This is a genomic window from Pueribacillus theae (assembly GCF_003097615.1).
In the GTDB taxonomy this organism is placed as follows: Bacteria; Bacillota; Bacilli; order Bacillales; family UBA6769; genus Pueribacillus; species Pueribacillus theae.
The window spans coordinates 35048-56085 of sequence record NZ_QCZG01000026.1; the positions used below are offsets into that span (position 1 = coordinate 35048).

The window sequence follows — 21038 nt, forward strand, 5'->3', positions numbered from 1 at the left end:
GCATAAGGAGCCATTTTCGAATGGAAATGGGAAATACTATATATTATCACCAATTATGGAGGGAAACCCATGACAAATTTCTGTCCCGTTCTATGGCCGGAAGAACCAACTCCGGAGCACTTAATAAATTGCAGTAGCTGCGGTCTCGATAAGCAGGGTTCACGAATGGTTTGGGGAGAAGGCAACCCCGAAGCGCCAATTATGGTCGTACTAGACAATCCGGGAGCCCGTGAGGATCGGGAAGGAAATCCATTTGTATGCGGTACACGACAAATGTTACAACAAGCTGTAAATCATGTCAGCTTGGATAAGGATGATTTGTACATAACTTATATACTAAAAAGAAAACCTGTGCGTGCCTATGATAAAGAACGAACCCGCCAAATCTGCATGGTCCATCTCAAAGAACAGCTTCAGGCCAAGCAGCCTGATTTTATTGTTTGTTTAGGCAATGTTGCAGTTCAATCCTTTTTTCAAAATCCCAAGTTGGACGTGAAAACATTGCGAGGAGTGATGCATCATGTTCAAGGCTTTCGAACGGTTGTAGGCTACCATCCATTGGCAGTTAGACGCCGTCCTAATCTGAGGCCACTATTTATTGAGGATTGGGAGTTTGTTGCGTATCAATATTTTCAAAAAAAATAAGTTAGGTAGTAATTAGGCAACCCCTTTTTCTTCTTCTAAAGCGATGGAGTAAAAATTAAATTGATATTCCAGGCTTTTCCCACCTTTAATCAAATGTTTAATTAGGTAATTAAAGTCGATTGAATCCTTAGTGTGAGGAGAATCGACTTTTTTCATTCGATAGCAATCTCTGTAACAATACTTAAAAAGACTATTTAATACCTATGCTATTTTCACATTATTTTTTACGAACCTTAAGAAATCCGTCTGCTGCATCCCAAATCAATCCGAATACTAGTAGAATTAGGATCCAGGATGTGGATTGTTCCCAAACGCCGCTTACCGTTCTAAATGCCTCACTGCCTTCCGTAAGGAAGCCTGCCTGCGTTAATTCCAGCATGAAATCCGGATTCCAAAATGCTGGCCCATTGACCATAAACAAAATTGCTATCATAGAAACCAAATTAACGATTGACGTATAGATAACAAGCTTCATCGTCCATTTTCCAAAAATAAGCTTTAAACATTCCTTGATGATCCCGAACCCAAATATAAGAATAATAAAGAACAGGTAGGAACCATATGTCTCTTCATTTAAAAATGGAACAACACCGGAGAATTCTTCATGAAATACCCAAATGCCAAAATATTCACTCGAAAAAGCAAAAATCACGATGAACAAAACATAAAATATAATCCCTGTAATTGACTCGCCGCGTTTTATTTGTCTTTTTTTATCAGGAATAGGCGCTAAATCCGAGACTTTCCATTCCTTATCCATTTGCAAATCTTTTGAATGAATGCCTTTAGAATATTCTCCTATGGCAAATCCAAAGGTGGTCCATCCAAAAGCCATCGGAATAACAGTAACAAATGATACAATGAAATCGATAAAATGGTCGAGGATCGAAATTGGATTGAGAATGATTTGAATAACAAACCCAACACCCATGGATACCGCAATAGAAATCAAAACAATCTTTAACACCAAAATGTACGCATCAAAAAGTTCTGGCCCAATTAAATATTTTTTCGTTCCACGATATTTTTGTGCTAAATGCTTTGGATTCCCTAATGCCACCAGAACAGCTTCTACATCTTTATCCGTCACTTTCCTGCCTTGAACGCGCGCCTCCAACATATCTTCAATCAGACCACGAAGTTCTTCCGCGATATCTTCTCTTTGTGCTTGCGGCAGCTTTTGTGTAACCGCATAAATATAGCGATTAATCATCTCCAACTTTTTCATCCCCTTTATTTTCAATTACAAGATTCAAACTTTGGACAATACTTCTCCATTCAACTACTAACAAATCAAACACTTCTTTTCCTGTTTCACTTAATAAATAATACTTACGCGGCCTCGATTCATTTGTATCCCACTTACTATCTAACAACCCTTGCTTTTCCAATCTTCTAAGCAATGGATACAATGTTCCTGGCTCTACATGAATTCCTTTTTCAGAAAGCTCTGTAACGAGTGAGTATCCGTATTGAGGTTCAGAAAGCTGACTAAGCACACCGATCGTAATCGTACCTCGCCGCAACTCCTGCATTAATTTATCCAAATGTTCATTTGCCTTGCTCATACTATCAACTCCTCAACTCATTATAGTGTATGTCGCAGACTATTGTAAAGTGAATATCAATGTAAATTCTAAATTAATTTGGGTAAACCATTTCATTGTTTGACAAAAGCTCAATATGCCATTATTATCACGATCAATTCGAACTTAATTACGGGAGAGATAGAGATGAAAATTTATGTTGATGCAGATGCTTGTCCGGTGAAAGATATTATTATCTCAGAAGGCACGAATGCAGAAATTCCGATTATCCTTGTTACTAGCTTTTCTCATTTTTCAAATGCGGAACAACCATCAGGAGTGGAAACCATTTATGTTGACACTGGAGCAGATGCGGCGGATTATCGGATTATGAAGTTAGCGGAAAGAGGAGATATCATTGTTACACAAGACTATGGTCTTGCTTCACTAGGTTTGGCAAAAGGGTGTACAGTCCTTCACCATAAAGGGTTTCCCTATACAAATGAAAACATTGACCAATTATTACAAACACGTTATTTGAGTGCAATGGCTCGAAAAAGCGGAAAACGCACAAAGGGACCACGTCCCTTTACATCAGAAGATAAGGAGAAATTTAGAGGGGCTTTTAAAAAAGCAATTTCAGATGAAAAATAACCATCGAACGTAAAGATTTTCGTTTTTTTGATTTGTTTACTTCTTAGCTGGCCGCATGCCGCATCAATGTCAGTTCCCTGTTCACTTCGAACTCCGCAATGAATTCCTTTTTTCATTAGGGTATCATAAAATGCGAGAATAACCTGTTTCTAACTTCTTTGATAATAGGCATGCTCATCAACTGGATGTAGTAACACAAGCCGACAGACCATAATTAAATGCCGATTCAATTAGATTACCTTCTTGCATTTTGAATAAAATTTGGTGGTTCCATCCTCACACACTTGTTTCATTGATTTTGTTCTAAAGACTGGATGACAAATGTTTTTCCACTATCGCCAAACAGTCTTTATTAAAATTTTTCATTAATTCTTCCTCATTTTAAAAGATACTTAGAAGCCAGAATCTAGATCTAAGTTTGCGACAAATTTAGACTTTCTGATCTTTAATTTGAACGTCTCGCTACTTGCTCTAGAAACAGCTTGACTTAATCAGGTAATTCATCGGCTGATCTATTGTGAACGAGACGCATTTGAGTTGCTCTGATTGAACCGTGTCCCCTCTTCCATAGACATAAAAAAGCTGGTATTCGTTTTCTGCTAGTACATATTGTTCAAAAACTTCATTTGCAGGATCAATAATCCAATATTCGAGGATATGATATTGCGCATAAACTTTTAGCTTGTTGAACCGATCTCGCTTAATCGAATGAGGAGAAAGTATTTCCCCGACTAAGCTAGGAGTGCCTTCAATTCCCCTGCTAGTAATTATATCCATCTTACTGCGCGGCACCATTACTAGATCAGGCTGGCGAACCTCAGTATTCGACAAAATCAAATCGATAGGCGATGCAAAAATCACATAATCCGGCTGACAACTATTCATGAGTACAGTTAATATCTGAGTAAGGATAACTTGATGCTTGAGAGATGGGGCAGGAGTTATCAACTCTAGTACCCCGTTGGCTACTTCATACTGTTGATTAACATTCTTTTACTCCACGTATATAATGAACAGTAATTCATTATTTTTTAAACATATTTTTTTCAGCCATTTTCTCTTTAGCCCAATTATAGTCCCCTTCAAAACAATGAACTTCCTTTGATTCAATCCAATAAATCTTCTCAAATAGCTTATTCAGGAAATAACGATCATGAGAGACAGCTAAAATTGTTCCGTTATATTCTTCAAGTGCATCTTCTAATACTTCTCGAGACTCAATATCTAGATGATTCGTCGGTTCATCTAAAATCAACAAATTAAAGTCTTGATACATCAGCTGAGCTAATCGAAGCCTCATTCTTTCTCCGCCACTCAACTGTGACACCTTTCGAAAGACCGTATGTCCATAAAATAAAAATCTCGCTAAAATTTTCCTTGCCTCTCCCTCCGTCACCCTTACCTCATTGCGAAATGCCCCTATGATTGTTTCATTTTGCAAATCTGGAAATATGTGTTGGGATAAATAGCCGATTTTCACATTGCTTCCTACTCTAACTTCCCCTTCATCGGGGTTGAATTGCTGGAGAATCAATTTGAGCAAAGTTGATTTCCCTGTTCCATTTTCTCCAATAATAGCTGCACGTTGCTGATAAGCCACATGCATGTTGACATTCTTAAATAAAAGTTTTTCTCCAAACCTCTTTGATACACCTTGGAGCTTTATCACATCATTCCCGCTCCGATCAGTGGATTCCATTGCCAATTTCATTTTCTTTCGTTGAAGTGTAGGACGGTTCAATTTTTCCATTCGTTCTAATGCCCTTTCCATATTTCTTGCTCGTTTATGAAGACCTTCACTGGGCGGATTGGATCGATTTGCCCAATCTCGTAGACGTTTTATAGCTTCCTTCATTTTCTTTATTTTCTTTTGCTGTTCTTCATAAGCATGAAACTCTCTAAGCAAACGCTCTTCTTTTTCTTTCACAAAACCTGAAAAATTTGTATGGTAGTACTCGATTTTTCCTTCATCCAAATCCAAAATCTTATCTGCAACGTCATCTAAAAAGTAACGATCATGGGAAATGACAACAATCGTTCCACGATATGCTTGCAAAAAGTTGCCCAACCATTCCACTGCCGCCAAGTCTAAATGATTCGTCGGTTCATCCAGCAATAAAAAGTCCGGATTTTCGAGAAGAATGAGAGCGAGGCCTACCTTTGTTTTTTCTCCACCACTTAGGGTAAAAAATGGTTTATCTAATAAATCGTGAATATTCAAACCGTTACTGATTCTTTCAATATTGGCATCGATTTCATATCCGCCTTTTAATGTATAATCATCTTGTAAATTACCATAATCCGCCATTAACTTTTCTAGTTTTGATTCGTTTGATTCATTTCTCATTTCCTCTTCAAGTTTTCTCATCTTTTCTTCTATTTGTAAAAGTGCTGAGAAAGCTGTCTTTAAAACTTCTTTAGTGAGTGATTTATTGTGAAAGTCCGGAATTTGGGCAAGATAGCCAACTGAAGTCCCTTTTTTCCAATGGATTTGACCAGAATCAGGTGTTTCCTCACCGGCAAGCAGTCTTAACAACGTAGTCTTACCGCTTCCATTCCGGCCGACTAGCCCAACTCGATCCCTTTCTTGAATTTCAAATGATATATTTTCAAAAATGGAGTTGCCTCCATACATCTTTTTCACTTGATTAACACTGCATGCAATCATGTGTATCCTTCCTCCTTCGATAAATAAACACGCAAAAAAGCCATGGGAAACACACCTTTCCCATGACTTTGCAAATGATGGCATAAAAAAAGAAGAGCATGAAAAGCCCCTCTTTAACCATTTCTTATATATTGTGGGTTTAGAGATGTTTTCACCGTTTTAGATTTGCTATGAAGTTGCTAAAAAGGGCATACGTATCCCGTTAACAACTGAAGCAGCAAATTTTGCACGGTTAAGAAACAAGTATTCAGTCCAAAATCCGTGCACTAAAACAGCTCGATTTAACATCTTTACCCACCTCCGTCTCATCGTTATTCGATTATATCTTATAGGTTTTAAAATTAATTTTCAAGGTGAAATTGCACCTGCTGCAAAGGCCGTGAAAGTAATGACCTTCTAGAATTTCTAGAGATTAAGGTTAAAAAAGTTCAAAAATACTGACCAGTATAGGAGTTTGTATTCTTTGCGACCTCCGCAGGTGTCCCTTCAGCAATGACCTGGCCACCGGCTTCGCCGCCTTCTGGACCCAAATCAATAATCCAGTCTACTGCTTTAATAAATTGGCTGTTATGTTCAACACAAATCACCGTATTTCCTGCATCAACGAGGCGGTTCAAAAGCTTTAATAATTGATTGACATCATTTGGATGTAGGCCAGTTGTTGGTTCATCTAATAGATAAAGTGTACTTTTATTCCCTTTTTTCATCAACTCTTTCGCTAATTTCAACCGTTGTCCTTCTCCACCGGAAAGCGTCGTTAAAGACTGTCCCATCTTTAAATAACCTAAGCCGATTTCAACAAGCAATTCGAGAATTGCCCGTATTTTTGCTTCTTCTTTGAATAAAATCAAACCATCTTGAATGGAACTTTCGAGTACATCATTAATAGTGTACCTGTATCGTGCATCTGGAGAGGCTTTCACTTCTGCTTCCTAGGGAAATACCTATCTATCTCATTTGCTTGCTCGTCACTGCAGGACTCTATTATTTTTATAAAAACTGTATCGTACATATTTCTATATTGGGCGTAAAGTGGAATTTGCTTCTTTTTTCCTTGCAACTGCTGCTTGTCGTAATTTATGTCGTCTTAAAGCCATCATGGACTTATATTATACTTGCTATCCTTTTTATCGGGATTGAATTATTTAGGCTGAAGGTTTCCCAAAAACTGTCCACTTTGACACAGGAAAACAATCTGTTAAAGGAACAAATTAACCACTTTAATGAGACATTCCGGATTGTCCGCAGTGAGCGCCATGATTTTCTCAAGCATGTTTCCGCCATTCACTTCATGCTTGAAAATGGAAAAGCCGATGAGACAAAACTCTATCTCGATGAGTTGGTAGATGGATATGAGGAAACAAATCTTTCAATCAGAGGCGAACGTGGAATTGTTGCCGGAGTTCTACATCAAATGTACGGGAGGGCTAAGGCGTCGGGAATTGAGGTCGTCTATAACCTTGATCTCCCGTTGTCGACATTGCCGCTTCCGGATGCAGAGATAGTAAAGCTGATTGGAAACCTCTTAACGAATAGCATTGAAGCTAGTGAAGAATGGCAAAAGAAGCGAAAAGAACAAGCGAAGGTCAGCCTGCAATTTTATAAACGAAGCGGCTTGTTTTTACTTATTTGTAAAAATAATAGCCTGCCGATCCCGACATCCGTCCTTGATCACTTATTTCAAACGTATGGGAAAACGACGAAGGGTAGCAGACATGAGGGACTGGGAACAAAGATAATTAAGGATATCGTAGATGAGAACAGCGGCTTTTTGGATTTTGTTTATAAAGACGAAGAGTTCACCGTAAAAATCAAGTTCCCAGCGATTCAATAATGCGTTGGGGATATGCTTAATAGATTATACTAAATAAGAAACATCAAAAAATTAAAAAACTGCTGTTTTTATTCTTATATAAATTAGACAGCCATAAAAAGGCGACCTTCATCCAAATTGAGAATGAGGAGTCGTTTTTAGCAAATATCTACCCAATTATTGACAGGCGATTTTAACGTTTAACATGGGCATCAGGTGCCTTGTCCGCTACAAGATTCAAGGAGATGTTATGCTCAAGAAGTGCCTTTAGCCCACAGAGCACCATCGTGTATCCTCCCATTGAGTCAATGGCTTGATTTACGATATTATCTCCATTTCCTGTAAAACCTGAGGGCGTAATCGTGACAAAAGTTTCAGTATCTGTTCGGGGAGTAAAGATCCACTCGACCGTGGTGCTGTCCGACGATTCGATTAGAATACGCTTGTTTTGTTCAATTTCTTTTACATAAACGTCATCCGAAACACCGTACATCTCCCAATCCCACCGGACATGCCTTCCCTCTTCTAATCTTCCGCTACTTTTAGTGAACCAGAATCTCGTAGTAATTGCCGGGTCGATAAAAGCCTCAAACACTTCTTCAACTGGTTTTCTAATAAGCATTTCTGTCTTAACAACCGGTACAGACATACTATCAACTCCTACATTCAAATATATATTATTAAATGCTAGCATAGCATATGAAAAGCTCACATATTTCTTATCGATTGCTATTTTTTGCTTTCAAACGTAGGAACCCTGAATTAAAGTAGTAATGGCAGATTTTCCCCTGTTTTTCGATTCACAAATTGTGCTTCAACACGATCATTCATTGCTTGAAAGGATTTGAGGTGATGTCCAGTGATAACTGCTTCTTTACCTATTTGCTCTTTTACAGATTTAAGAAGACGCATAAGTAATCGCCCACGGTGAATGGAATATTGCGGATAATTATAACTAGCATCCAATCCTCTTGGCTCCTGCCAAATCTTTTGACCGTATTTGTTGAAATAAATTAATTCTGCAGTAGGTATCTGTCTCCTGAAGCTTCTTTTCCAATCCCAGATCAGTCAGTATCCGTACGGCATGGGGCAAAAGGTTAATCCCAACTCCGAGCGCTTTAATGGTTTCCACACTTTCACATACACGCACTGATACGCCAACGCGGTGAAGTTTAAGGGCAGCAATAAGCCCTCCAATGCCACCGCCCATAGCAGTATTAGTTTTTGTCAACTTAATCTCTCTCCTCGATACTAAGTTCTACTTTTCTTAATTATCGCATTAAAGACCACCTTTTCAATATAAAGATGAAAAGTTAAATATGAGCATATGAAATACCCGCATATTTTATCGATTGCTATTTTTTTGCATCTCAAAATTAGCTTGCATAAGTTCGTATATTTTACGCGTTGTGTTGACATTCCTAACCGTTACTTGTTTATAGATCTTCGCTCCAATAATCTTCGGCATTCCGCTTTTGGTTACATTTTTCTTGTCAACTGACCAAAGAATCGCACCGGGCACATATTTCACCGTATCAATTTCCGGTTTGATGAGCAGACTCTCCAATACCGATTCATCGTCAACCTCATCCCATAAAAACATGACATCACTTTTCATTTCTTTGTCGTTTTTCCATGTATCTGGAATCGCGTTGAAGATTTTTCCGACTTCTTCAATACTGCGAACGACAACTTTAATTTGTAATCCAAAATCTTCGTGTATCCCTTTTTCAAGAATGTGGGATATTTCTGTTTTTGAAAGACTATCGTGTGTAAAGATAATATTACCTGTGTTAATATAGGTCACAACAGACTTCATGCCTACTCGTTCAAACGTTTGTTTCAGCAACTTCATGTCAATTTTATTGTTCCCCCCGACATTAATCCCTCGAAGAAGTGCAACATAGATCATGGCGATTCCCCCCAGCAAATTTACTTATCCTAGCAAATAACAAAAACATCCGTTCAATTAGTTTGATGATAAGTGAACGGATGGAAATCATGCAATTTTTATTAACATGCCGATAGTTCCTTTATGCTGTTCTTTTTAATGAATTTTCCGAAACCAATTATCCATATATATCACCTTGCTGCGACTCTTCTTATCTGTTCTATTAAGTAATACCCTCCTTGTTTCTGCTTGTCCCAATGCAATGGCTTTTGATAAAGATTTCGGTTGAAATCTTCCTATATCTTGCAAATCAATATCGATTAAAAGATCAGTATGTTCCTCTAGGCAACGCTCTGTATTCTTTTGGCTTGCAATATCAATATATCGATTCAAAACGGATAATAGATTGGATGGATAATGAGGATTTGAGCTTCGAACTCTGACAGATGTCACATTTTCCGCCCCCATTCTTCTGACAATATCTGCGGGGTTGTTGTTTAGAATATAGCCATCCACTAATAATTTATTGTTGATTTCCACCGGGGAAAATATACCTGGAATCGCAATGCTTGCACGAATGGCAAGCGCCACTTCTCCAGAATCAATGACGACCATTTCTCCAGAAATCAGATCCACACAAATGACGGCGAATGGAAGATCCAAATCTGAAAAATGCTTTCCTTCTGTCAATCTTAGCAATGTTCTATAGATGCGATCTCCTTTAATCCAACCCTTTCTGTTGAAACCTATGTCAATATGGCGATAAATGGATAATTTGTGAAGAACGTTTCTCATCTTTCCTGGATCCATACCACATGCAAAAAGACCACCGATCACAGATCCTGCACTTGTTCCAGCGATGTGAGTGATTTTGAAATCATTCCGTGTTAATTCTTGTAATACACCGATATGGGCAACTCCCCTGAGGGAACCGCCCCCTAGTGAAACTCCCGTCTGTTTCAATTATTTTCCCCTTCTTCCATTTCAGATCTTTCGTCTTTTTTGCGTTTCGATTTTTTATAATAAAACAGTATCATCCCCGTTATGGCAACGAATGCAGCCACATAACCATAGATGCTGTATGAACTGAAATAATTTTTAAATGCCTCGTAATTCCCATTGAAATAATCTCCTAGAAGAATCATGATGTACGACCAAGGATATATTCCTAAAAAAGTTAAAACAAAATATTTGAAGAAATGGACTCTGCTCATGCCGGCGACATACGAAATATAATTGCCGATGCCAAATGGACGAGATAAAGCGATGCTCCATACGCCATATCGATTAAAAAATGAGATCCCTTTCTTTAACTTCTTTTTTAGTCTGTTAGGAAAATATCCTTCGAGTTTCATACTTAAAAAATATGGGATTAGGCTGGCAAGGCTATAAAAAATGCTCATACCTCCTGCGATGAAAACAGAGTTCAAATACCCAGGTGACAACAAATACCCATATGAAAGCACAATAATTAAACCTGGAAATGGCAAGGATGAGCCTTCCAGGAACATCACTAGAAATAAACCGGGAAGGCCAATTGCATTAAGCCATTCTAAAAATTGCTGAATCATAGAACGTTTCCTTTTATAAATTTGTATATGTTATCGGGATCTCCAGCTTGTAATTCATTTAAGTAAGTCTTTAATGATTCATTAAACTGATCTGTTAACGATTTATCCTTAAAGAAGCCAATCATTTGATCTTCCAGTAATTGCCTATCATTTAATTCGTACACAAGCTTTCGTTCCTTTAACAGCTTTAAATTGATTTCCTCCTGCCCGGGAAGAGCAGAATGGATGAACACCGGAAGCCCTTTATGCAAAGCTTCACTGACTGTCACACCGCCCGGTTTTGTAATAACGGCATCCGCCTTACTGTACAGTTCATTCATTCTTTCTCGTGATGAAATGTAAGGCAGTGGATGGATATGTTCACAATGAAGCTTTGCAATTTTTTGGTAAAGGCTTTTATTTTTACCGCATAAAACGAAGTATTTTACTCCTTTATTGTTATTGTGCCGCGGCAATAAATCAATTATGCCTCCAAGTCCTATGCTTCCCCCTGAGACAAGAACATTCCATTTCACGTTCATTTTTATCAGTTTTAATTTTCTTTCAAATTGTTCACCGATTGGAATTCCGGTAACAAAAATTTGATTTTCCAAAATTTTGTTTTTTATCATTAAGTCTTTTTTTACTGCTTGTGTAGGAACAAAATGATAATCAATCCCCTCTCTTCCCCAAACATCATTAATAAAAAAATCTGTGTAAACATTAATCACCGGGACTTGGCATTCATTCTGCATCTTCAATCTGCTCAGAAAATATGATGGGAAACCGTGTGTACAAAAAATCAGATCGGGGTTTTCTTCAGAGATGATCTTCTTCATCTTCTTCAAAAACACAAACTCATAATATTTATATGAACGCCCGGATTTTGAAGTGTGCGCCATTTGTTTGTAAGCCCAAGCATATGTTTTTGGAAAATGACGAATCCACTCAAGATAGGTTTTTGTAACGACGCTTTCCACCAACGGATTCCAAGCACTTAATAAATCTATTTTTTTACATAAGAGGTTAGAATCCCTTTTTTTTAAGTAGCCCGCAACTGTATCTGCGACCTGATGATGGCCCGAAGGCATCCTTAGAAGTGGGAAAAATAAGATCTTCTTCACTACTTCTCTTCCTTTCGATGATTCATACAACAATAAGGCGAGACTTATTGGAGTGTTAGTGTCCGTTATGTTATCCCCCAATTAGACTCCTTCGAAACTCTAACCCTTGAAATGGGGAGCTTGCGAACAGTTGCACCGGGATAAAGTAAGCTTACAACAAGCTTTATGCCGGCTGAACCAACCAGAGCCTAAAAAACTTCTAAGGCTTAAGACGGAATTTATCACGCCGCAGCCGTCCACTTAGAGGAAGCTGCGAAGCTAAATTTAGAAAAATCGTGATAAAAAGAAAAAATCCATCGAACCCCCCTCGTAGTAAACGATTTGCATGATTAATAAATTGATATTATAAAGAAATGGCAAAATTGTCAAAAAACAAACTTTATCAAATCTTAACAATAGTAAGGGAAGCCATTATATTTTCTGTATTGCGGGCTAAAAATTCTTGCTAATACTTAAACATCGTGTTAAGATTACTCTATCATTTTTGAACGGAGGACTTTATTAAAATGACACTCAAAAGATTCCGATTTACTTTTTTTGCCTAATTGAATAGCAAAAAAGACTCTACTTGTGTGTAGAGTATTCGGAATGGGTCTGTCTGTTTTAAGAAAACTCTATATGGACGATTAGAGGAGGAGACACGTCTCCTCCTTTTTGTTTCTTAAGCATTAAATTGCGTACACTGATTATAGAAAGCTGTTTTTTTGGATATTCTTCTTCAATCAATTGCGCATTCCTCTTTTTCCGTCTACTTCTCACACAACATTTCTCACACAAATTCAACTTACTTTATATTAAATAACCTATATAAAATGAACAAAAGATTTTAATAGCAGTCCTTTGAGTTTGGATAGCTAAACGAAGGGAACCGAAGAGCGGTCAATATTGCTTTTGCTTTCAGTCGCTCGGAAGGCCTCGAAGTGTCTTGAATGCATCTTTGCCAAACTCAAACAAACTGTGTTTAAAATTCTTTTGTTCAACGTATGTAGACAGAAGGAGTTTTTCGTAAATGAAAGATAGTCATGAACCAAAAAAATATGAATTTTTGGCAGACGATCCCAATGTAAAAGTGATGCCAATAATGCTTTCATTAATCATCGGTACTTTTTTTGCAATATTGAACGAGACGTTACTGAATATTGCCCTTACAACATTGATGCATGAATTTAATATTTCGTTGCCAACGGTTCAATGGATGGCAACAGGTTTCATGCTAGTCATGGGGATTGTGATTCCGATTTCCGCTTTATTACTGCAATGGTTCACTACCAGACAATTATTTTTAGGCACCATGATTGTTTTTACCATCGGAACGACGATCAGTGCTTTTGCACCAACTTTTCCGATCTTGTTAGTTGGGCGGTTAACCCAGGCAATTGGAACAGGCTTGCTTATGCCCATTATATTTAATGTGTTTTTATTAATTTACCCACCAAATAGACGTGGCAAAATTATGGGGATCGTTGGCCTTGTTATCATGTTTGCTCCTGCCATTGGACCAACTCTGTCAGGAATTATTGTTGAATATTTAGGTTGGCGTTATTTATTTATTACCGTCATCCCATTTGCTTTATTCTCAATCGCATTTGCTTATAAGTACCTCATCAATGTTTCAGAGATTACCCGGCCGAAGATTGATATCATATCACTTATTTTTTCAACGATTGGGTTTGGAGCAGTTATTTATGGATTCAGTGCTGCAGGGGAAAGTGAAGCTGGATTCTTTAGCCCAAATGTATATATCGCGATAACTGCCGGAATCATTGGCATCGTTTTATTTTCAATGAGACAATTAAAGCTTGAGGAACCAATAATGGATTTAAGGGTTTTTAAATATCCAATGTATACACACGCGGTTTTGATGTTTTTAATTATTATCATGGCGATGTTTGCTTCAGAAATTATTTTACCGATTTATATGCAGGGACCATTAGCTTTAACTGCGGCAACAGCGGGGTTAGTTTTATTGCCAGGAAGCATACTGAACGGGGCAATGTCGCCGTTTATGGGCCATCTTTTTGACAAATTTGGACCGCGCGTTTTGATGGTTCCGGCAACCATTGTTCTAAGTGGAACGATGTTTATGATGAGCAGATTAAATATCGACACACCTCTATGGGTCATCATCGTTGGATATATCTTATTAATGTTAGCTGTTTCGGCAACCATGATGCCTGCAGAAACAAATGGATTAAATCAGCTGCCCAAACGGTTGTATCCACATGGAACTGCAGTCATGACGACATTGCAGCCTGTTGCGGGAGCAATTGGCGTTTCAGTGTTTATCAGTATCATGAATGCAAGGCAACTTCATTTTTTGCAAAATACGAATAATCCACAGGACCCTGCCACAATCAATCAGGCGATGGTGGCTGGTGTTGAACTCGTATATTTCATTGCTTTTGCTATATCCATCGCAGCGATCATCATGGCGTTGTTTGTTTACCGTGCCGTACCGAAAGAAATAGATGAACTGCCCCAAAAAGAGAGATAAAGAAAATGATTAAATGCCGTTTACTCATTTCGGATCTGACTCCAGTGAGCCTGGTTTAAAATCAAGATGAAGGAATTACAGGAAAAAAATACAAAAGAGCATATTTTGAAGAAGAGATTGTTCAAAACATGCTCTTTTATGATATTTGATTGGGTTATTTTTTCAATGAGCCAATACTAATTATTTCTTCATACCTTCTACTGCTAATAAATACATCTTTTGTGATTTAGCACGTTCATTTATCCATCTTCGAAAGTCTTCCTCAGCCTGTGCCCTTTCTTTTTCACTAATAAATCCGTCATTAACCATCTGGATTCCTTTAAACTGAGCAACTTCTGCCCAAATGGTAATATGAGTTTGAAACTCTTCATCTGAGTTTTCGGCCATTTCATGTTGGGGAGTTATTTTTACATTAATTAAGCCTGCTTCTTTAAACATCTCCGGAAGGTGATCGGCAATTGCATTATCCATACCAGCCTCAGAACGCCAACGTAAAAAGGACTCATAAAAATGCTGCATACTTTTCGGCACTTCTGGTTCCCAAACTATTTTGTCGTGGTTATAATCAAGGACTAGAACAAAGCCATTTATTTTTGTGGCCTGTACCATCATATTTAAAGCCTTTTGTGGATTAGACAGCCATTGAAGGACCCTTGAAGAAGTTACAATATCAAATTGATTTTGAAAGGGAAGGTCATATATATCTTGAATTTCAAACGTTAATCTCGGAACGTCCTTGTAGTTTTGGCGTGCTTTTTCTATTAATTGCGGATTATTGTCAACCCCAATCACACGCCCCCTTGAACCTACCTTTTCTGCGATCCCACAAGTTATCGCCCCTGTGCCACAACCAACGTCAAGTACAGTCATTCCGGGTTTTAGTATTTCAGCTAATCTTTTATTTGAGGTTTCCAGCGTTCGAGCATCGATAATGCTTGTTTTTGTAAGTTTCGCTCTCTCCTTCGCTATATGAGATGTCATAAAAACTCCCTCCTTTAGAATATTTTCGATAATTTACCACCTATTTATTTTTTGGTCAAGAGGAATGTGAGAAGTATTATTTACATAAGTATGAGGGTGGATGAGTACATACAATTTTATAATTACGATAGATGCCAAAAACGACTAAGCGGTCTCAGCCCTAAAGATGGTAAATTTAAACTACTAATCTGTTAAAATTTTGCACCATCATGCTGCTAAGAACATAAAAAACCCCCATTTCTTTCCATTTTCTAAGATGATACGACAAAAAACCTTAAAAAAACCAAACTTCCTGTCGTTTTATCGACAAAAAATCCAGTTAATCGTATTTTTTAAATTGAATAGTGTTTCAGTTTTTTACGTAATTCAATTTGTTTAGTCATGCAAAATTTTATCATGTCCGCTCTCACTGGTTCTTTCATTTGAATAAACTCTAATGAAATTCTAAAAAATTTATTTTGTAGTTTTATCATATTGACTACTTTGCCGTTGAACCCTATTTTTTTTTGATCATTTTTTGTTTTCAAGTGTAAAGTCCCTACAACTAAATCTCCTTTTTCAACCAATTTATCTGGATAAAGAAAAGAGAGTCCTCCTCCGCTTATGTCATGAGTAAGAAGCGTCGTGTATTCAATTTCACTGGAGTTGTCTGGAGACTGCAAGCATAAACGCATTTCCACCCCTACTTGTACCCGAAAATAACGTCTCCTCTCCGCTTTTTTTATAGAATCGACGGATGGTTTACCCATCACTACCTGTCTGTTTTGATATAATTCAATGTTTGATTCAAATGTATACAACCCCTGCTGTTCATCATCATAATAGTAGACCGTTATGGGCAAGTTACTCGTTATAGGCATAAACATGTTCTTTCTATTCACAGGTCGTTGAATAAGAAGACTGGCATCACCATTCTTAATTAATTGTGTGAAAAAGATCTCTCTATCCGCGGTTTGAAGCTCGAACAATTGACCTTTCCAAAATTCAATGTTATTCGAATTTTTGATCATGAATAATCCCCTTGTCTTTTAGCATCAATTTGAGAATGACAATCTTAAATTTGCACCCTCCTTAAATTTATCCCGGTGCAACCGTCCGTCATCAGAAAAGCTGAAGGGCTAGGTCCTAATGCCGGACAAGACCCCCACTTCAAGACTTGAAAAAATCGAAGAAGTTTAATTGGGGAATAACGGATCCTAACACCCCGATAAGTTTCGCTAGCTATCAGTGGGTCAATGGGTTCGCAGACTAAGAACGCCACATCGTGTGGCAACGTCTGCATGACCACTTCCTGTGGGCCTAAGCCCCCACTGATGGAAGTCTCACTTTATAATCATCCCCCAATCCTCTCCTTTTTTTAAACATGATACGACCCTAGACCTTAAAAAAACCTTAAAAAACCAGATTTCTTATCGCTTTGACGACAAAAAATCCGGTTAATCAGCTATTTTTTTCAATTTTTAGGTGCTTTTACGCTCATTCACAAGGAATGGGTACAATAATTTTCGTTCCCATTTCTTTCTTGCTTTGAATATCTAGCCCTGATCCATACTCATATTTCAGCCGGCTATTTATATTCTTTAGCCCCACCCCTTTTTGTGCAGTCGGTTCTTCATATAGGGCTTTTATTTGCTCTTCCGACATACCCACACCATCATCCTCAATCTCAATGCAATCATAGCCGTCCTGCCTATAGGCCTTGATTTTCACCGTCCCACCTTCGACTCGCTTTCCAATGCCATGCCTGATGGCGTTCTCAACGAGCGGTTGAATTAAAAGCGGTGGTAAATTGACATCGTGCATCTTTTCCTCAACATCATATTCTACACGAATACGATCCCTGAAACGTGCTTTTTCGATCTCAACGTAGGTTTTGATTAAGTTTAACTCCTGTTTAAAGGACACCCGTTTTTGAATATTACTAAACTGAAAGCTTCCACGTAAATAATCCGCTAGATTCGTAGTTAATTTTCGTGATCTTTCGACATCTGTATAACTTGAAGCTACAATGCTATTCAAGGCGTTATACAGAAAATGCGGCTTGATTTGCGACTGCAAGAAAGCCACTTCTAGATCAAGTGCTTTGCTGAAAGATTCCTTCATCGCAAGCAAACTACTGATTCTTGCTTTCAACTCATCCAAGTCAAATGGCTTTGGCAAAAAATCATTGGCTCCTGCCTCAAATGCAGCCACTTTGTCATGCGGTTGAATGGCGGCAGTGACCATGAGAACAGGGAACTCTGTTAAAGTATACTTTGTTCGTATCGCTTGGCAAACTTCGTCACCGGACATTCCCGGCATCATCAAATCCAAAATGGCTAAATCGATTGATTTCGACTGATTGATGATCTCCATTGCCTCAATACCGTTTTGTACAGCAATGACATTACAATCGATCGATTGAAGCGTATCGATTAATATTTTCAAATTAGAAAAGTTGTCATCAGCAATCAAAACGGTATATTTCCCATTCTGATCCAAATCGTAAGGCGTGGGAAACGAGTACTCTGGTTGCTTTATAATCTGACTGGAGTTCTTATAATTTTTATTCGGCTTATCCTTGATTTTTGCGATCGGAAGAGTGAACGTAAACGTCGTTCCCTTCCCTTTAATAGAGGAAACCGTTAATTCACCATTTTGAAGTTCAACAAGCTGCTTGACAATCGATAAGCCTAAGCCGATACTACGACTTTCCATCGAGGAATCAAGTGTACGAAAAGGCTCGAAAATAAACGGTAGCTCGTCCTCATCCATCCCCTCACCCGTATCATGAACGGAAATGTCAATCTTTCCGTTACGCTCTTTCGCTTGTACGTCTACGACTCCATTCTCGGTATGTTTAATAGCATTATCGAGCAAGTTGCCGATAATTTGACCGAAACGGGTTTCATCAGCAAACACATACGGCAATCGGTCAGGGACATGGTTCTCTAAGCGAATGTTCCGATCCATGGCTAGAAAGGAATAAATGCGCAAGTGAACACCGACAGCAAAGTGAACATCAACTGGAACTGGATTAACGGTTAACTCTCCCTCTTTAAGCTTGGAAAAATCCAATATATCGTATACCAACTGTGAAAGTCGATCAGTGATGTTTGTGATCAGTTGTACTCTTTCACGCTGTTCATTGTGCAAAGGATAAAACGAATTGTCTAGCATCGACCTTGAAATATTCTTAATACCGTGCAATGGAGACTTAAACTCATGAGACGTTCTTGCAAGAAACTCATCTTTCAATTTATTTGCTTTGAGCAATTGTACAGAGAGTTCCCGGATTTTCCGGTAGTCATTCGAAAACCTTAGTGACATCAATAATGCCAACATTAACAGAAAAAGGAAAGGTTCAAAAGGGACCATTTTATAAACAGGTGTGGCAAAATAAGCATTCGCCGTTTGAATCAATGCATAAGCAATTAAAGAAATCGCCCCAATCACCAGATACATACTTTCAGCTACTTTATGAAGAGCCGCCAATAGGAAGACATAAGTAGCATACAGTAATGATACTGTAACGAATGCCGTTAAAATTGGCAAAAATACACCTGCATAAAGGTAGCTGGCCATGCTAACAGCCAGTATTCCTAAGATGATCCCGATGACCAATCCACCATAAACGGTTGTTCTTGAACAATAAGGGCGAAACGCTGTATAAACATAGAGATAGAATCCCATCCCAGCCCCTATTAAAGAAAGCATCTGTATCCGATAATAAAGCCAAAAAGGAATGTTAAGAAAAATATCATAAAGTACTCTTTCTCCACTCGTTGCTATATAAATTGCGGAAAAAATACATATGAGTCCGAAAATAACAAGCGTGTAATCTTCTTTGCGCTGTGAGTATAAACCGACAAAATACAACCCCATGATGAGAAAGGATGTGACGATAATCAAATCATAGGCAAGTGCTTTATCACGCAGGTTAGAAATTTGCTCGGCATAGCCCAAATAAATGGAACCATTGATGCCACCCATTCCTCGCAAGTCATAATTGGCAACTTGAACAATGATGTCATTCCATCCCGGCTGTAAATTAAAATAGCTTGCATAGGGCTTGTTTTCCGCTTTATAATCCTTTTTTAACGCCGTTTCCCCACTTTCTCCAATTGTTTTACCGTTAACGATCACACGATTGGCCAGTCGAATCGATGAGGTTTTCAACCCGTACACTTGATCGACATGATTTACCTTAATATGCAGCCGGTATGTAGCCACGCCTAATGATTGCATCTTGCTATAAAAGTTTCCAGGCACATTGATTTTCTCTGAATCTAGTTTGTCTGGATGGGATAAAAGATCATCAAAAGAATAGAGCTGCTTCGGGTAAAATTCCCATTCCCCATTTAAAGGAACAAGTGCATCTGTTGAAAAGTCCCAGTTTGTAAGATCTAAATAGCCCGCTTCCGCTTTAGGGGTTTGTTTCGTCCCATATGCAAACACCTTATAAAGAACTGTAAAGATCAATATGAATATAATAAATGTAATGGCTGCTGATCCTAGTTTTTTTTTCATAATTTTCTCTTATTGGTATGAATGTAAATTCATTTGTTTATATAACTGCAATGTCTCATTCTCAAGTTCAATGCCCAAATGATTGTGAACAACTTGCTCTAATTGCTTGTAAACATTCAATGCTTCATTCCTCTTTCCAGATTCCATATATAACTGAATAAGTTCTCTTCCATCCTTCTCTGAATCAGGCGTGATCGTCAAAACACGTTGCAGGCTTTCCTCTGCCATCGCCACATTGCGATTCTTAAAATATTCGTAAAACTTACGCAATGCACGAATATACAATTTCTTTAGATCAATTTGCTTGCTCACCGCCCATTGATACCCACAGCCTTCCATGTACTCCCCTTTATACAAGGCGTTCATTTGACGGTATATCTTACCATTCAAGTTGTCTTTTGATATAATTTCTTGCAATATTTCTGTAAACATTTCCTCATCGCTCTTCAAACCATTTGCGAAAAAGGTAAACCCTTTTCCGAATTTATTTATTTTTGCCGGAAATCCATTTTCCAGCAGGCTTTTTCGCAAATAAGATAAGCAAGTATATAAATAACTTTTCGCTTTTTTCAAATCATACTCTGGCCAAATTTCTTCAATGATGACATCTGTATCCACAGGCTTATCACGATGATAAATCAAAAAGGCGCACACCTCTTTTTCTTTATTTGTTTTCCATGCTAGTGTGCGTTTTTTGCCATCGAGTATATGGAGATAAAATCCTCCCATACACTGAATAGAAGTCGGGGTGTCATCCATTTGAAAGGACTGACGTTCTGAAGTCCGTGTCTCCATACGTGTGATGGACAATTGCAATCTTTCCAATGTAAACGGTTTTAATAAGTAATCATCTGATTGAATTTCAAATGCTTCAACGGCATACTCTGAGTAAGCGGTAGTAAACACGATCATTGGTTGGGGAGTCATGTTTTTTATTTCTCTAGCAACTTGCGTTCCTTTAAGTCCGGGCATTTCGATATCAAGGAAAACAAGATCAACTTCCATCTTCTCAATGGCTTTCAAAGCATGAATGGGGTCAGAGTAGCGTCCAGAAATCGTTACATTCCCAATTTGCTGCAATAATATTTCTAAAAGATCAAGTGCGTCCTCTTCATCACAGCTCTGAGGAGTAAATTTTGAAACTTTGCTGTTTTATAGGGAATTTATAATTATCCACATATGG

21 protein-coding genes and 4 pseudogenes are annotated in these 21038 nt (G+C 38.1%); 5 read left to right on the forward strand and 20 right to left on the reverse strand.

The window, feature by feature from the left end; all coding sequences use genetic code 11:
* The first annotated feature begins 69 nt into the window (after nt 1-69).
* A complete protein-coding gene (locus DCC39_RS12420; protein ID WP_116555224.1) occupies nt 70-645 on the forward strand; it encodes a uracil-DNA glycosylase in 576 nt (191 codons plus the stop codon).
* A 12-nt stretch (nt 646-657) separates the two neighbouring features.
* Here DCC39_RS12420 and DCC39_RS19135 read toward each other — a convergent pair whose 3' ends face one another.
* The 3 genes from DCC39_RS19135 to DCC39_RS12430 form a co-directional block, all read right to left on the reverse strand.
* Entirely contained in the window at nt 658-801 is a 144-nt protein-coding gene (locus DCC39_RS19135) for a hypothetical protein (protein ID WP_165820863.1), read from the reverse strand.
* Nucleotides 802-862: 61 nt separating this feature from the next.
* Entirely contained in the window at nt 863-1858 is a 996-nt protein-coding gene (locus DCC39_RS12425; RefSeq protein WP_338066558.1) for an HAAS signaling domain-containing protein, read from the reverse strand.
* Nucleotides 1851-2213: a PadR family transcriptional regulator gene (locus DCC39_RS12430; protein WP_116555226.1), complete on the reverse strand. Its 363-nt coding sequence runs from the start codon at nt 2211-2213 to the stop codon at nt 1851-1853. Before DCC39_RS12430 ends, DCC39_RS12425 begins: the two co-directional genes overlap by 8 nt.
* 165 nt (nt 2214-2378) lie before the next feature.
* On the opposite strand from DCC39_RS12430, the gene DCC39_RS12435 reads away from it, so the two are divergent.
* Entirely contained in the window at nt 2379-2825 is a 447-nt protein-coding gene (locus DCC39_RS12435) for a YaiI/YqxD family protein (protein ID WP_116555227.1), read from the forward strand.
* Nucleotides 2826-2842: 17 nt separating this feature from the next.
* Here the strand turns inward: DCC39_RS12435 and DCC39_RS19630 are convergent.
* From DCC39_RS19630 to DCC39_RS12450, 5 genes and pseudogenes are all read right to left on the reverse strand, one after another.
* A pseudogene (locus DCC39_RS19630) lies at nt 2843-3052 on the reverse strand (23S rRNA (adenine(2503)-C(2))-methyltransferase RlmN); the annotation flags it as partial.
* 244 nt (nt 3053-3296) lie between these two features.
* A pseudogene (locus DCC39_RS12440) lies at nt 3297-3797 on the reverse strand (Uma2 family endonuclease); the annotation flags it as partial.
* 52 nt (nt 3798-3849) lie between these two features.
* Nucleotides 3850-5493, reverse strand: coding sequence for a ribosomal protection-like ABC-F family protein (gene abc-f / locus DCC39_RS12445; protein WP_116555229.1), 1644 nt, complete (start codon nt 5491-5493; stop codon nt 3850-3852).
* 168 nt (nt 5494-5661) lie between these two features.
* Nucleotides 5662-5802, reverse strand: a complete 141-nt coding sequence (locus DCC39_RS19735) for an RAxF-45 family protein (RefSeq protein ID WP_338066557.1) — start codon at nt 5800-5802, stop codon at nt 5662-5664.
* 119 nt (nt 5803-5921) lie between these two features.
* Nucleotides 5922-6386: pseudogene (locus DCC39_RS12450) on the reverse strand (ATP-binding cassette domain-containing protein); the annotation flags it as partial.
* An 8-nt stretch (nt 6387-6394) separates the two neighbouring features.
* On the opposite strand from DCC39_RS12450, the gene DCC39_RS12455 reads away from it, so the two are divergent.
* A complete protein-coding gene (locus DCC39_RS12455; RefSeq protein ID WP_240613635.1) occupies nt 6395-7327 on the forward strand; it encodes a sensor histidine kinase in 933 nt (310 codons plus the stop codon).
* A 172-nt stretch (nt 7328-7499) separates the two neighbouring features.
* On the opposite strand, the gene DCC39_RS12460 is transcribed toward DCC39_RS12455, so the two are convergent.
* From DCC39_RS12460 to DCC39_RS12490, 7 genes are all read right to left on the reverse strand, one after another.
* On the reverse strand, nt 7500-7955 hold the full coding sequence (locus tag DCC39_RS12460; protein ID WP_116555231.1) for an SRPBCC family protein: 456 nt from the start codon (nt 7953-7955) through the stop codon (nt 7500-7502).
* A 113-nt stretch (nt 7956-8068) separates the two neighbouring features.
* Nucleotides 8069-8272, reverse strand: a complete 204-nt coding sequence (locus DCC39_RS12465) for a hypothetical protein (RefSeq protein ID WP_116555232.1) — start codon at nt 8270-8272, stop codon at nt 8069-8071.
* Entirely contained in the window at nt 8262-8537 is a 276-nt protein-coding gene (locus tag DCC39_RS12470; RefSeq protein WP_116555233.1) for an FAD-dependent monooxygenase, read from the reverse strand. Before DCC39_RS12470 ends, DCC39_RS12465 begins: the two co-directional genes overlap by 11 nt.
* A 114-nt stretch (nt 8538-8651) precedes the next feature.
* Nucleotides 8652-9218: a DUF1697 domain-containing protein gene (locus DCC39_RS12475; RefSeq protein WP_116555234.1), complete on the reverse strand. Its 567-nt coding sequence runs from the start codon at nt 9216-9218 to the stop codon at nt 8652-8654.
* A gap of 135 nt (nt 9219-9353) precedes the next feature.
* Complete coding sequence (locus tag DCC39_RS12480; RefSeq protein WP_116555235.1) at nt 9354-10160, reverse strand: patatin-like phospholipase family protein; 807 nt, start codon at nt 10158-10160, stop codon at nt 9354-9356.
* The gene (locus DCC39_RS12485; protein WP_116555236.1) at nt 10157-10768 is read right to left on the reverse strand and encodes a DedA family protein; all 612 of its coding nucleotides are present in this window, start codon (nt 10766-10768) and stop codon (nt 10157-10159) included. Before DCC39_RS12485 ends, DCC39_RS12480 begins: the two co-directional genes overlap by 4 nt.
* Entirely contained in the window at nt 10765-11871 is a 1107-nt protein-coding gene (locus DCC39_RS12490; RefSeq protein WP_116555237.1) for an MGDG synthase family glycosyltransferase, read from the reverse strand. The genes DCC39_RS12485 and DCC39_RS12490 overlap by 4 nt, the downstream gene beginning before the upstream one ends.
* 1009 nt (nt 11872-12880) lie before the next feature.
* On the opposite strand from DCC39_RS12490, the gene DCC39_RS12495 reads away from it, so the two are divergent.
* On the forward strand, nt 12881-14365 hold the full coding sequence (locus DCC39_RS12495; protein ID WP_116555238.1) for an MDR family MFS transporter: 1485 nt from the start codon (nt 12881-12883) through the stop codon (nt 14363-14365).
* Between the two features lie 180 nt (nt 14366-14545).
* Here the strand turns inward: DCC39_RS12495 and DCC39_RS12500 are convergent, their stop codons facing one another.
* Nucleotides 14546-15346, reverse strand: coding sequence for a methyltransferase domain-containing protein (locus DCC39_RS12500; RefSeq protein WP_116555239.1), 801 nt, complete (start codon nt 15344-15346; stop codon nt 14546-14548).
* Nucleotides 15347-15436: 90 nt separating this feature from the next.
* Between DCC39_RS12500 and DCC39_RS19835 the strand changes: the two genes are divergently transcribed.
* Nucleotides 15437-15541, forward strand: a complete 105-nt coding sequence (locus DCC39_RS19835) for an IS3 family transposase (protein WP_116555240.1) — start codon at nt 15437-15439, stop codon at nt 15539-15541.
* Nucleotides 15542-15678: 137 nt separating this feature from the next.
* Here the strand turns inward: DCC39_RS19835 and DCC39_RS12510 are convergent, their stop codons facing one another.
* The 4 genes and pseudogenes from DCC39_RS12510 to DCC39_RS19640 all read right to left on the reverse strand — a co-directional run.
* Nucleotides 15679-16356 (reverse strand): flagellar brake protein, encoded by a 678-nt coding sequence (locus DCC39_RS12510; RefSeq protein WP_116555241.1) that lies wholly within the window; start codon nt 16354-16356, stop codon nt 15679-15681.
* A 466-nt stretch (nt 16357-16822) separates the two neighbouring features.
* Nucleotides 16823-19855, reverse strand: a complete 3033-nt coding sequence (locus tag DCC39_RS12515) for a hybrid sensor histidine kinase/response regulator (RefSeq protein WP_116555242.1) — start codon at nt 19853-19855, stop codon at nt 16823-16825.
* A 9-nt stretch (nt 19856-19864) separates the two neighbouring features.
* Nucleotides 19865-20650 carry an AfsR/SARP family transcriptional regulator gene (locus DCC39_RS19740; RefSeq protein WP_338066559.1) on the reverse strand — a complete coding sequence of 262 codons (786 nt, stop codon included), beginning with the start codon at nt 20648-20650 and terminating at the stop codon, nt 19865-19867.
* 21 nt (nt 20651-20671) lie between these two features.
* A pseudogene (locus tag DCC39_RS19640) lies at nt 20672-20959 on the reverse strand (LytR/AlgR family response regulator transcription factor); the annotation flags it as partial.
* Nucleotides 20960-21038 lie beyond the last annotated feature (79 nt).